This window comes from Klebsiella sp., from assembly GCF_027492335.1.
In the GTDB taxonomy this organism is placed as follows: Bacteria; Pseudomonadota; Gammaproteobacteria; order Enterobacterales; family Enterobacteriaceae; genus Klebsiella; species Klebsiella huaxiensis.
Map to the genome: position 1 here is coordinate 26,987 of NZ_JAPUEW010000027.1, position 12,246 is coordinate 39,232.

The following is a 12,246-nucleotide window of genomic DNA, read 5'->3' on the forward strand; positions in this document are numbered from 1 at the left end:
TTCTACTGCTGCCCCTGCAGAAGATGCTCAACAAAACGCGTTAGCTTCGGCAGCGGGCGCAAGTCTTGCCGCCAGAGTAAATGAATCGGTCTTGGCTGCGGCGTATAATCCTCCATCACACGAACCAGCTTGCCGCACTCCAGCGCGTCGGCCAGCAACACTTCCGGCTGGAGCAGCAACCCGGCTCCGGCAATCGCCGCCATTCGCAGGGCATAACCATCATTGCAGCGCAGAATTGCGTCGCGCTTCCAGCGGATCCCCTCCTCAGCTCCCGGTAATTTCCACTCGTTGCGCGCGGTCCACACCGTATGCGACAAACAGAGATGAGAGGCCAGATCGGCAGGCGTATTCGGCGTACCGTGACGGGCTAAATAGTCGGGCGCGGCGCAGATCGTCATCCGGTAAGGCGCGAGATATTTTGCCACCAGATCGTCGTTATGGATCTCACCGATGCGGATCGCCAGATCGACGCCCTCATCCACCAGATCGACCATGCGATTAGTCAGATCCAACTCTACACGCACGTCGGGCCAGGCTTGTAGAAAGGTGGCTGTCAGCGGGGCGATAACGCAGGCACCAAACGACGTCGGCGCGCTCACCCGCAGCGTGCCCGCTGGTGCTACCCGCAGCCTCTCCACCGAGCTTTCGGCAATCGAAACCTGCTCAAGTACGCGTTTCGCCTCTTCAAAATAGACTCGCCCGGCATCGGTCAGGCTCTGACGACGAGTGTTGCGCTCCAGCAGACGGGTATTTAGCTGGCGCTCAGTCAGCGCGATGTATTTACCCACCATGACCGCCGACATCTCAAGGTGCGATGCGGCGCCGGTAAAGCTTCCGCACTCCACCACCGCAATAAAGATCTCCATCGCCCGCAGCTTATCCATATTACAAACTCCTGGTTAGCAATCATCTAACTTTTCGTCAGTTTATCCGATATCTGTTTTATTAAAGAATAGAGGCTCACCACAGTAAAGAGCCTATCCCAGTAGGCGTAATTGTTGCCGGTGGTTTGGACACGGACAGCGCGGAAAAACCGGAGCGTACACGTAGTACGTGAGGATTTTGAGCACTGCCCAGGGCCAAACCAGCAAATAAAATAGCCTAATGAGATAGGTTCTAAGGAGTCTGCTATGAAAATCATCATTATTGGTGCCAGCGGTACCGTTGGCCGCGCCGTTGCGCAAGAATTAAGTCAGCGCCATGAAGTTATTCGCGTCGGCCGCACTCAGGGCGACTATCAGGTTGATATCACCTCGCAAGAGAGCGTGCAGAGTTTGTTTGAAAACATTGGCCGGATAGATGCGATTGTTTCCGCCACCGGCAACCTGTTCTTTGGTCCTCTGGAAACCATGACCGATAACGATTTCAACCAGGGCTTGCAGGATAAGTTATTGGGGCAGGTTCGTCTGGCGCTGACCGGACAGCATTACCTCAACGACGGCGGTTCCATTACGCTGATTAGCGGGATAGTCGCTCACGAGCCCATCGCGCAGGGAGTCAATGCCACCACCGTGAACGCCGGGCTGGAAGGGTTCGTTCGCGCCGCCGCCTGCGAACTGCCGCGCGGTATGCGTATTAACCTGATTAGCCCCACCGTATTGACCGAATCGGCGGCAGCCTACGACGGTTTCTTCCCCGGTTTTGAGAGCGTCCCTGCCGCCAGCGTGGCTCAGGCCTACCGCCGCAGCGTGGAAGGCATTCAGAACGGACGAATCTATAAGGTCGGCTACTGAACTGAGCAAAATGACTGCCTGAGCAAAAAATAAAATAACATCCTGCTGCCGCGAGCGGGATGTTAAAGATTAATATGGCGAATGATTAATATGACTTAACGTGAGAGAAACAATATATTCCATAAATAAACCTAATATAATTTCGCCTCGTTTATCTCATAAAAAACCATCTTGAAATAATTCCGTCACAATCTCACCCTATATTCTCAAGCCTTAATAAACAACGAATTACAAACCATAAATATCGAGGCTTATTTTGATTCGCTATATTCCCGTTACTGTCTCTCTGGTCGCAGCTGCCGTCTCCGGCGTCTTATCCGCCGCACCAATAAATACTCCCAGGCTCGCCACGATGGATAATTTTCGTGATATTGCTGGTACCACGTCGATTTATACCACCAGCCACGACGGTACTATGCGTACAGGCGTTTTTTATCGTTCAAATGCGCTGGCGTTATCCGTCGCAGACCAGGCTACTCTCAGCACGCTTGGCATCAGCGATGTTTATGATTTACGTACCGCCAGCGAAATCGCCAGCAGCCCGGACGTGATGCCCGACGGGGCAACCTATACCAATATTGATATCATCGGCAACGCCGCTTCAGGCAGTAACATTACCTCGATAACGTTTAGCAGCGCCGCTGAAGCCAAAGCGATGATGCAGCAGACCAACGTCTCCTTCGTCAGCGATGCCGGGATGCGCGCGCAGTTCAGCACTCTGTTTAACGATCTGGCCAACGCCGACGGCGCCGCCCTGTTCCACTGCACCGCAGGCAAAGACCGTACCGGCTGGACTGCCGCCATGCTGCTAAGTATTGCCGGCGTCGACGAGGCAACCATTATGGAAAACTACCTCGCCACCAACGATTATACCCGTCAGCGTGTTGAAGCAACCCTGGCGATGATGCCGCCAGCCATGGCAGCAATTTACGAGCCGCTGCTGGGCGTTGATGCCAGCTATCTGCAGGCCGGGCTGGACGAAATTACCCGTGAATATGGTTCAGTTGATAACTATCTGAAGCAAGGGCTGGGGCTATCGCAGGAGACTCTCTACGTGCTGCGCGGAAAAATGGTCCATTATGGCCAGCTTCCGGGACAGAGCGAGCTACGGGGGAATGCGGCACAGGGCGCAGCGCTGCTTAACGCGCTACAAAACAGTGAGCTTTCCGGCCGTTACACCGACTATAACAACTATCTGCAATCGGCCATTGATGCCGGAACGCTTGGCGGAGTGGAGTCTCAGGTTGGCGGACAAATTCATGCGGATGCCGCCAGCTATCTGCTGCGTAGCGGCTCACGTCTGGATCGTGCGCTGACACCGAATATCGACAGCCGCCAGCTGCGCGATGGCGAAGGAAAACTGTGGTTAACCGGACTTAACGGTTATCTGGGTACCGACGGTTCCGCCCGCGCCGCCAGCAGCAATGAGCACACCACTGGTACGCTGCTGGGCTATACCCAGAGGGTGAACTCGCAGTTTAGCGGCTACGGCACGCTGGGATATAGCTGGGGTTCACTGGGCAGCGCCAACGCCGACGCGGATGCTAATACCACACTGTTAGGTTTCGGTGGCCGCTATGCATTCGAGGATCTTAATCACAGTCTCTTTGCCGCAGCCGATCTTAACGCCGGTTGGATTGACTACAGCAGCACCCGTAAGATGAGCGGCGGATTGGGTACCGCCACTGGCGATACCCACGGACAACTGTTCGGCGGCACGCTACGCCTGGGCTACGTGACCCCGCTCGATTTCGCCAGCGTCGAGTATTCAGTCGGCACCCGATTAACCCATCTGCGAATGGACGCCTTCCGCGAGAGCGGCAGCGAGCTGGCGCTCGACGTCGATCGCGTCAGCGAAAATAACGCCAGCGGCGTTGCCAATATTAACCTCGCCTTTAATCCACACAACAGCGGCAACTGGACCTTTACCCCTGCGGTGAATGTCGGCTATGAACACAGTTTCAGCGGCCCCTCGGTGCGCACTCGTGGGCAAGTTTATCAATATGAGGTGGTACAAAACTCGGCCTTCAATAGCCGCGATATGTTCAATGCAGGTGCCAACATTGGCGTGACGCGCGGCGCGCTGAGCCTGAACCTGGGCGGCCAGGCCGAAGTCGCCAGCGGCGGCGACAGCCACGGCTATAGCGGCAATTTAAGCGTGGCGTACGCCTTTTAAAAAACCACAGCAAGCCGTCGTCTCTGGCGGCTTGCTATTCCCCACAAAATTGTAAAGAGGTCAATTTTTGACGCCGAAGATTGGCTCATGCTGGAACGCCGTCCGCAAAATGAAACGCTGGCAGGAAAGGTAAAACAGAAATTATGTTTCAATTGGCTATCGGCAGCTACAATCATCAATCCGACTTATGATTGCCCTTACCATAAAAAGTAGTTGATCTGGTATCGACAAGCTCTTATTTTGCTTCTCAGTTTTTAAACGAGATGAAACTGATGCCGACAATTACAGCCTGTAGTATGAAAGAAGCAAAAGAGTTAATTAACTGTGGGAAATATAAGGAAATCGTTCTAAATTTCGACATTGACGCTGATGATTTTTTCACCCTCGCCACCTCCCAACAAGATACTAAAGTCACCATCACGGACAGAAATAATCACTCATCGGTAAAAGCACAAAAATAATAAAACCCCTGAGGCTCTTCTTATGTTGTTAGTTATTGGTACCGTCGCTGTTGCTTTTCTCTCCTCATTGATGCTGATCTGGCTTGACGATCGCATTGCTGACCAGGATTAACAACCAGGGCTGGCGATAAGCCGCCAGAATCCCTCCTCTGAGTTTCTCTCGCCCGTGGTCATCTGCTGCGGGCGATTCAATACAGTATCGTTAATCCCACTCTTCGATCCACTCACTGACCGCTTTCGCCAGTTGTGCAGGCTGTTCCAGCGGCAGCATATGACCACAATCATCGATTATCTGAAGCTCAGCACCTGTAATACTCGCCTGTAATTCCTGTAATTCATCCAATGAACGAGAGGGATCCTGAGCGGCAGCAATCACCAACGTTGGACAGGTAATGGGCTGCGTGGTGAGATGGCCACGAACAAGGCTAGCCTGATGGCGAAAAGCTTCCGCTCCGAGTCTCGCACCCATCGCCCTGATTTTTGCTACCAGCGTTTTATCTCCTGCCCGCTGCGGATGCAGGGTTCCAGCAATCGCCGAAGGACTGATTCCATTAAACGACGATGATGCCGACACCGCGGCAATGGCTGCCTGTTTTATTTTTTGCTGCTCAGCGCTGTCTTCACGCAACGAGGTCGCTATCAGCACCAGACCGGCTACCGCCTGCGGATACTGTTCGACGATCGCGCGGGCGACATAGCCACCCAGCGAAAATCCAATGAGGATAAAACGCGGGGGTAGATCATCAACGATGTATCGCGCCATCACACTAATGCTGTCGCCGTGATTAAGTCCGGCGCGAATAAAAGTTCGCTCCTGTGGAAAAGCAGCCACAAAATCATCCCACAGGGTTTCATCCAGCATAAATCCAGGAACCAACACAATGGGTAATGTTTCGCGATTCATTGAGTTACTCTCGGTTTTTTAAAAGAGGAATATCAGGCAGGAAACTCCGCGCCGCCAGGCGGCGCGAAGCTGGGTGATTACAGTGACTTCGCCAGACGCTCAACGGCGGTCATCAGGCCGTCTGCCGATACCGTAGAGTAGGACAGACGCAGCGTGCGGGTATCCGGGTTGTCGTTATAAAATGCTTCCCCAGGCACATAGACCACGCCGTTTTCCAGCGTTTTCTTCATCCATTCCATGGTATCGAACGGATAGCGGAAGCGGGCCCACAGGAACATACCGCCTTTTGGTCGGCTGAACTCAAGATGCTCTCCAAGACGTGATTCCAGCGCGTCGGCCAGCGCCACACACTTCTTGCGGTAATCTTCGCGGATCAGGGCTATCTGATTTTCCAGACGATTCATACCCAGGTATTCCGTAGTGATCACCTGCGACAGCATATTGGTGTGCAGATCCGCCGCTTGCTTGACGATCACCGTCTGCTGGGCCAGCCAGTCCGGCATCACGATCCAGCCAATACGCATACCTGGCGCGAGGATCTTAGAGAAAGTGGAGGTATATACCACCTGATCTTCGCAGCCTAGCTCAACCGCGTACTGATACAGCGGGCGATACACTTCATCTGTGAAGCTGATTTCACCGTACGGATCGTCTTCAATAATCACGAAATCATGCTGCTTTGCCAGTTCAACCACACGGCGGCGGCGCGCTTCGCTCAGGGTTTTCCCGCCGGGGTTTCCGAAGGTCGGCACCAGGTAAACGGCTTTGACGCGGGTGGTTTCCAGCAGGTCAGCCAGTTGTTCAACCAGCATGCCGTCATCATCGGTATCGACGCTGAGAATATTGGCCTGCGCCAGCTGGAAGACCTGTAGCGCCGCCAGATAGGTCGGGCGCTCAACGACGACAGCATCGCCTGGATCGAGTAACGTGCGAGCGACCATATCCAGCGACTGTTGTGAGCCGGAGGTGATATAGACATGGCTTGCCGGACAGGCAACGCCACGCGCATGACACAGCTCGCTCACTGCCTGACGCAGCGGCGGGTAGCCTTCAGTCAAACCGTACTGGAACGCATCGTTAAAGCGACCATTCATCACCTGCTGTACCGCCAGGTTCAGGCCTTCGGTATCGAAAAGCTCCGGGGCCGGAATGCCGCCGCCCAAAGAGATAACGCCGGGCAGTTTACTGTGTTTGAGGAGTTCGCGGACGGCGGAGGGTTTAAGTTCACCCGCGCGGGCGGCGAGTCGCCGATCGTGCATACTATTTTCCTTTTCTGTCTTGTTGTTGTGATGTTTTATCTATTTTTTACCAATAATGCCCCAGCCGCGCTACGCTCACCGGGGGCTTAGTATTCATACCCTGGTAGCCCGGATAAGGCGGTCAGCGCCGCAATCCGGGATAAAATTTAACGACTGTCTGTGTCTTTTAACACGATTAACGGCTCAATATCGCTCTCTTTTTTCACCACCAGCGAATCATCGCCGCGCAGGCAGGTACCGCCATAGTTACCGCCGACCGTAAAGGTGCAAACCTGGATGTATTTTCCATCCACCTTCGGCAGGCACCACAGTTGCTGGTAAATATTCTTGCGGTCGAAAAACTGGCCGCTGGTTTTATCCAGCACTTCGTCCTGCGGGCCAATCAAGTCAATGTTGTTACCACAGCGCCCTGAGATTGGCTTAACCGCATAGCCAGTTTCCGCTAGCTGCTCGTTGACCACAAAATCGGTATCCAGCAGGTAACGATGGTTCGGGAACAGCGACCACAGCACTGGCAGAATTGCCTTGTTGCCGGGGATGACCGTCCACAGCGGTTCAAACACTAAGACTTCAGGACGCAGCAGAACGTCAATCAGACGCACTTCATTATTGGGGTGCCCGGTGCGAATCGGCACGGCGGCATACTCGTCGGCGCTGACTTCACGCACCTGCTCAATGGCAGTTTCCCATGCCCAGGTTTTCCAGACGCAGTTGACCAGCCGACCGTCGGCATCAATAAGCTGCCCGGCGGCATCCCAGTGCAGCTCATCAAGGCCGTACAGAATTTTGCTGTCGAAACCGGCCTGCGTCAGCGAACGCTGGATAAACTGCGCGTGATAGTTCTCCTCCAAATCCTTGTCCTGCATGATGTGCACGAAAGGGCGCGCCCGGCTGTGCTTCCACGCCCCGGCCAGCTCATCCAGCAGGTTTTCCGCCGGGTTGTGTCCGGTGCCGTAGTAGCCCTGTTTCAACCACTGTTCGAGGATCAGGCCACCTTCGGTATGGCAGGAGGCGGAGTCGGCGTTGTATTCATAGACCTTCAGCCCGCGCTCATCCATACAAAAATCCATACGACCAGTGATCATATGATGCCGACGGCGTTGCCACGAGAGGCGCAGGCGCGGCCAGAGGATTTTCGGAATATCGAATAGCGCCAACAGGCTGTCATCCTTCATCACCTTATCAGTGGCGTGCAGGTACATCAGGTGCAGCTCGTTGGTCGCCTTGATAAGCTCCTGCTCGGCGCTTTCGCTAATGGTGAAATACTGGTAAGGGTCTTTATTGATGACGTGGCCGTTGGCTTCAACGTAGGCTTTTTGCAGCGAATCTTTCTCGTTGAGCCAATTGCCGCGGAACTGGCCTTTATTCGGCAACCGCGCGCCTTTGATAGCCATCGCGTCCCCCGGCAGAACCGGCTGCGGCAGGCTGTGCTCGGTATCAGCGGTTTGGATCATCCAGCCAAGGATTTCGGTATCGGCAAAGGTGTCTTTAATCGTGTAGATGCCGTTTTTCACTTCCAGCGTCAGCTCGCGGGTCCACTGCTGGCCCTGCGGCAGCGGCGCGTGAATCACGTTTTGCTCGGCGATCCGGACTTTATTCCCGACCAGTTGAGTAATTACCGCCACGTGTCCGGTGTGTTTAAACTCGCCGCCCTTCTGCCAAATCAGTAGAGAACCGGCAATCGGCGGACGGCGGGAGCCGTTAGCAAAAGCCTGCAGTGGTAGAATATTGTCGTTGACCACTTCGCGCAGAAAACGCAGAGAGAAGATTTCGTAGGCCATGCCGACATCGGTGAACACAAAGCCGTAGGTGAGGAACAGAAAGCGGCGCGCAAACTCTACGCACTGCCATTTGTGCCCCATATACTCATTACCGATATAACTGCGGAACGTGGCGTCATCCGGATAATCTTGCGGATTTAAGCTACTGTAATTAGAAGAATAAATCGCTACGCCGCCCGGCGCGTAGCCTAAAAGTGTACCAAACGGGGCGTCACTGTTTGTCGAACCTTTGCTCATTTAGCCTGACCTCAAATTAATGCAGCCCGGGCAGTTGGCGAAACAAAACTCCCTCTTCTTATCCTGCCGCAGGCACTTACCAGACAGAGGTGAAATGATGATACCACTCATTCGATTCGCTAATCGTGCCCTTAAGGAAAATAAGCCTGCGCCGCCAGGCAAAAGTGATATCGTTATTTGAGATAAAAAACAATCAGGAGTCGACAATGAGCACACCTTCGCATCTGACTGCCCAACCGCTGGTCTGGGGGCATGGCCCACGCACCTTTGAGGTTTTCCTCGAACCGACCTGCCCTTACTCGGTGCGCGCCTTCAATAAACTTGATGACCTGCTGGATGAAGTTGGCGCGGATAACGTCACCATCAAAATTCGTCTTCAGTCTCAGCCGTGGCATCTGTTCTCCGGCGTCATCGTGCGCTGCATTCTCGCCGCATCCACTCTGCCGCACGGTCGCGAGCAGGCGCACAAGGTGCTGAAAGCCGTCGCTGACCACCGCGAGGAGTTCGAGTTTACCGACCACTGTAGCGGGCCAAACATGAACGTCACGCCGCAGCAAATTATTGAGCGAATCGAACGCTATAGCCACGTCTCGCTGGCTGCCGCCTTTGCCCATCCGGAACTGCAAAACGAGATCAAATGGCATAGCAAATACGCCCGCCAGAACGGCATTCACGTGTCGCCGACCTTTATGGTTAACGGCCTGGTGCAGGCGGATCTCGGCAGCGGCGATGATATCAGCGCATGGGCCGCGCGAATTCTGGCTTAGTAAGGCTCTCACGCTCCGGCGCTGCAGCGCCAGCTACACTATTTCAACACTTCATGAAAAAGGCAGGCCAGCATGTCAGAGAATAACTACCAACCACCTAAAGTGTGGGAATGGAAGCAAAACAACGGCGGCGCATTCGCCAATATCAACCGTCCCGTCTCCGGCGCAACCCATGACCAGGAGCTGCCGGTGGGGGCGCATCCGCTTCAGCTCTATTCGCTGGGAACGCCCAACGGTCAGAAGGTGACCATTATGTTGGAAGAGCTGCTGGCGCTGGGCGTCAGCGGCGCGGAGTATGACGCCTGGCTGATTCGCATCGGCGAAGGCGATCAGTTCTCCAGCGGCTTTGTCGAGGTTAACCCAAACTCGAAAATCCCTGCGCTCAGCGACCACTCCACCACGCCGCCGACCCGGGTTTTTGAATCCGGCAGCATCCTGCTCTATCTGGCGGAGAAGTTCGGTTTCTTCCTGCCAAAAGATCCGGCAGGCCGCACCGAAACCCTTAACTGGCTATTCTGGCTGCAGGGCGCGGCTCCGTTCCTCGGGGGCGGCTTTGGCCACTTCTTCAACTATGCGCCGGTAAAAATCGAATACGCGATCGATCGCTTTACGATGGAAGCTAAACGCCAGCTTGATGTGCTGGACAAGCAGCTTGCCCGCGGTCGTTTTGTTGCAGGGGAAGAGTACACTATTGCCGATATGGCCATCTGGCCATGGTACGGCAACGTGGTGTTGGGGAATGTTTACAACGCCGCCGAGTTCCTTGATGCCGGTAGCTATAAAAACGTACTGCGCTGGGCGCAGGATGTGGGCAATCGCCCCGCCGTTCAGCGCGGACGCATGGTTAACCGCACCTTCGGCCCGCTCAATGAGCAGCTTCACGAACGCCATGCTGCCAGCGATTTCGAGACGCAAACTGAAGATAAACGCCAGGCGTAACGCCCCTGCCCACCGGGGGCTTCAGCCTCCGGTTTTTAGCTTTCCAGCCGATAGCCCGCCATAAAGTAGCGCATTGACGTGCACGAACTTCCCTCTTTGAAGAAGTCCATCACCATGTCTCTGTCCAGGCCATAGCGACGGGTAAGGATCCCCGCTTCCCAGGCGCTAAGCTGACGGTCGCCGGTTTTTTCAAACATGCGGTGTGAATAACCGAGCACAAACCCGCGTTTATAGTCGGAGCAAAAATTTGCCGCATGCGTGGCGGTGTCAGCATGGGATGCCTGAAGCCCCGCCATTAAGCCTTTACCAAAATGGTTTTCCATCGCACTCCCCTCAATCGTTATATATAAAATTATATAGCGATTTTTTGAGCGAGCGGTAGTGCTATTTCAGCCGATTTCGCTAGCGCAGATACTTCTCGAACCATGCCAGCGTGCGCTGCCAGGCCAGCTCGGCGGCAGCCCGGTCATAGCGCGGAGTAGAGTCATTATGAAAGCCGTGGTTAACGCCCTGATAAATATAGGCCTCATAGACCTTATTGTGTTCCTTTAGCGCCTTTTCATAGGCGGGCCAGCCTTCATTGATGCCGCTATCCAGACCGGCATAGTGCAGCAGCAGCGGGGCCTTAATTTTATCGACCTCATTTAGCGGCGGCTGGCGACCGTAAAAGGGAACCGCACAGGCCAGCTCGGGGATCGCCACCGCCGCCGCATTACTGACGCCGCCGCCGTAGCAAAAACCGGTCATGCCGACCTTTCCCTTTGCCTGAGGATGCTTCTCCATAAACGCTACCGCTGCGAAAAAATCGTTCATCAGCTTCACCGGATCGACCTTCTGCTGTAACTCCCGTCCTTCATCATCATTGCCGGGATAGCCGCCGACGGAGCTCAGACCATCCGGCGCCAGCGCAATATAGCCCGCTTTAGCCACTCGTCGGGCAACATCTTCAATGTAGGGATTCAGACCTCGGTTCTCATGCACCACTACCACTGCGGGCGCTTTGTCAGCTATTTTCGTCGGCATCACCAGATAGGCCCGTACTTCGCCGTGGCCATCAGGAGAGGGATAGTGAATATATTCTGGACGGATATCCGGGTCGGTAAACGCCACCTGCTCCGCCAGAGCGTAGTTTGGCTTCAGCAGATTAAACAACGCTAACGCGGTCATCCCGCCGACGGCATATTTTCCCGCCAGCTGCAGAAACTCGCGTTTGCTGATTTTGCCATGGGCGTAGTAGTCATAGTACTCCAGCAACTGCTGGGGAAAATCTTTGGCCGTCAGTCGCGTCATCACCCTTCCTCCGTTATTAAGTGCCCTTTAAGCAAAGCAGAAGCTCTGCCATGTGCCAGTAGAGGAGAGTAGAAACAGAGAGAAGGAACGACAGATTTTGTAGGCCGGGTCAGGCGCAAGCCGCCACCCGGCAGAAATGCAAGCACAATGCCTAAAACGGGTATGCCGTCAGCTTCAGTGTTTAACTTTCGTCAGACGATCGAGATAGCCCATTACAAAGGCCGACAGCACGAACGTCAGGTGGATAATGACGTACCACATTAGCTTATTATCGGGGACGTTTTTCGCATCCATAAACACCCGCAGCAGGTGAATGGAAGAGATAGCCACAATGGAGGCTGCAACCTTATTTTTCAGCGAGGTCGCGTCCATTTTACCCAACCAGCTGAGCTTCTCCTTGCCCTCGTTGATATCTAGTTGCGAGACAAAATTTTCATAGCCGGAGAACATTACCATCACCAGCAGACCGCCCACCAGAGTCATATCCACCAGCGACAGCAGGGTCAGAATCATATCCGACTCACTGACGCTGAATATGTGCGGCAGTATGTGGAAGATCTCCTGAAAAAATTTGATCGTCAGCGCAATCAGCCCAAGCGAAAGGCCAAAATAAACCGGTGCCAGCAGCCAGCGCGAGGCATACATAGCGTTTTCCAGAAAGCGTTCCATAAGATCCCGTAAGTTAACAAAAACGAACGG

General features: G+C 54.3%; 13 protein-coding genes. 5 read left to right on the forward strand and 8 right to left on the reverse strand.

Going from position 1 to position 12,246, the window contains the following annotated elements; all coding sequences use genetic code 11:
- Nucleotides 1-2 precede the first annotated feature (2 nt).
- Nucleotides 3-884, reverse strand: coding sequence for a LysR family transcriptional regulator (locus QVF11_RS08700; protein WP_287856360.1), 882 nt, complete (start codon nucleotides 882-884; stop codon nucleotides 3-5).
- Nucleotides 885-1,130: 246 nt separating this feature from the next.
- On the opposite strand from QVF11_RS08700, the gene QVF11_RS08705 reads away from it, so the two are divergent.
- The 3 genes from QVF11_RS08705 (at nucleotide 1,131) to QVF11_RS08715 (ending at nucleotide 4,370) form a co-directional block, all read left to right on the forward strand.
- A complete protein-coding gene (locus tag QVF11_RS08705) occupies nucleotides 1,131-1,733 on the forward strand; it encodes a short chain dehydrogenase (RefSeq protein ID WP_287856362.1) in 603 nt (200 codons plus the stop codon).
- A gap of 352 nt (nucleotides 1,734-2,085) precedes the next feature.
- Nucleotides 2,086-3,909, forward strand: coding sequence for a tyrosine-protein phosphatase (locus tag QVF11_RS08710; RefSeq protein ID WP_287856364.1), 1,824 nt, complete (start codon nucleotides 2,086-2,088; stop codon nucleotides 3,907-3,909).
- A 272-nt stretch (nucleotides 3,910-4,181) separates the two neighbouring features.
- Entirely contained in the window at nucleotides 4,182-4,370 is a 189-nt protein-coding gene (locus QVF11_RS08715) for a hypothetical protein (protein WP_110273060.1), read from the forward strand.
- Nucleotides 4,371-4,572: 202 nt separating this feature from the next.
- Here the strand turns inward: QVF11_RS08715 and QVF11_RS08720 are convergent, their stop codons facing one another.
- The 4 genes from QVF11_RS08720 to QVF11_RS28625 form a co-directional block, all read right to left on the reverse strand.
- On the reverse strand, nucleotides 4,573-5,274 hold the full coding sequence (locus QVF11_RS08720; protein WP_287856366.1) for an alpha/beta fold hydrolase: 702 nt from the start codon (nucleotides 5,272-5,274) through the stop codon (nucleotides 4,573-4,575).
- Nucleotides 5,275-5,351: 77 nt separating this feature from the next.
- Nucleotides 5,352-6,533 carry an aminotransferase-like domain-containing protein gene (locus tag QVF11_RS08725; RefSeq protein WP_110273058.1) on the reverse strand — a complete coding sequence of 394 codons (1,182 nt, stop codon included), beginning with the start codon at nucleotides 6,531-6,533 and terminating at the stop codon, nucleotides 5,352-5,354.
- 146 nt (nucleotides 6,534-6,679) lie between these two features.
- Nucleotides 6,680-8,551, reverse strand: a complete 1,872-nt coding sequence (gss, locus tag QVF11_RS08730; RefSeq protein ID WP_110273057.1) for a bifunctional glutathionylspermidine amidase/synthase — start codon at nucleotides 8,549-8,551, stop codon at nucleotides 6,680-6,682.
- A 76-nt stretch (nucleotides 8,552-8,627) separates the two neighbouring features.
- The gene (locus tag QVF11_RS28625) at nucleotides 8,628-8,744 is read right to left on the reverse strand and encodes a hypothetical protein (protein ID WP_312845678.1); all 117 of its coding nucleotides are present in this window, start codon (nucleotides 8,742-8,744) and stop codon (nucleotides 8,628-8,630) included.
- A gap of 13 nt (nucleotides 8,745-8,757) precedes the next feature.
- On the opposite strand from QVF11_RS28625, the gene QVF11_RS08735 reads away from it, so the two are divergent.
- Nucleotides 8,758-9,318: a DsbA family protein gene (locus tag QVF11_RS08735; RefSeq protein ID WP_112213739.1), complete on the forward strand. Its 561-nt coding sequence runs from the start codon at nucleotides 8,758-8,760 to the stop codon at nucleotides 9,316-9,318.
- Between the two features lie 72 nt (nucleotides 9,319-9,390).
- Complete coding sequence (gene yghU / locus QVF11_RS08740; RefSeq protein WP_112213738.1) at nucleotides 9,391-10,257, forward strand: glutathione-dependent disulfide-bond oxidoreductase; 867 nt, start codon at nucleotides 9,391-9,393, stop codon at nucleotides 10,255-10,257.
- A gap of 35 nt (nucleotides 10,258-10,292) precedes the next feature.
- On the opposite strand, the gene QVF11_RS08745 is transcribed toward yghU, so the two are convergent.
- From QVF11_RS08745 to QVF11_RS08755, 3 genes are all read right to left on the reverse strand, one after another.
- Nucleotides 10,293-10,580 (reverse strand): DUF2623 domain-containing protein, encoded by a 288-nt coding sequence (locus QVF11_RS08745; RefSeq protein ID WP_110273054.1) that lies wholly within the window; start codon nucleotides 10,578-10,580, stop codon nucleotides 10,293-10,295.
- A gap of 79 nt (nucleotides 10,581-10,659) precedes the next feature.
- Nucleotides 10,660-11,547 carry a YghX family hydrolase gene (yghX, locus tag QVF11_RS08750; RefSeq protein ID WP_287856371.1) on the reverse strand — a complete coding sequence of 296 codons (888 nt, stop codon included), beginning with the start codon at nucleotides 11,545-11,547 and terminating at the stop codon, nucleotides 10,660-10,662.
- Nucleotides 11,548-11,721: 174 nt separating this feature from the next.
- Nucleotides 11,722-12,216: a TIGR00645 family protein gene (locus QVF11_RS08755; RefSeq protein ID WP_004105804.1), complete on the reverse strand. Its 495-nt coding sequence runs from the start codon at nucleotides 12,214-12,216 to the stop codon at nucleotides 11,722-11,724.
- Nucleotides 12,217-12,246 lie beyond the last annotated feature (30 nt).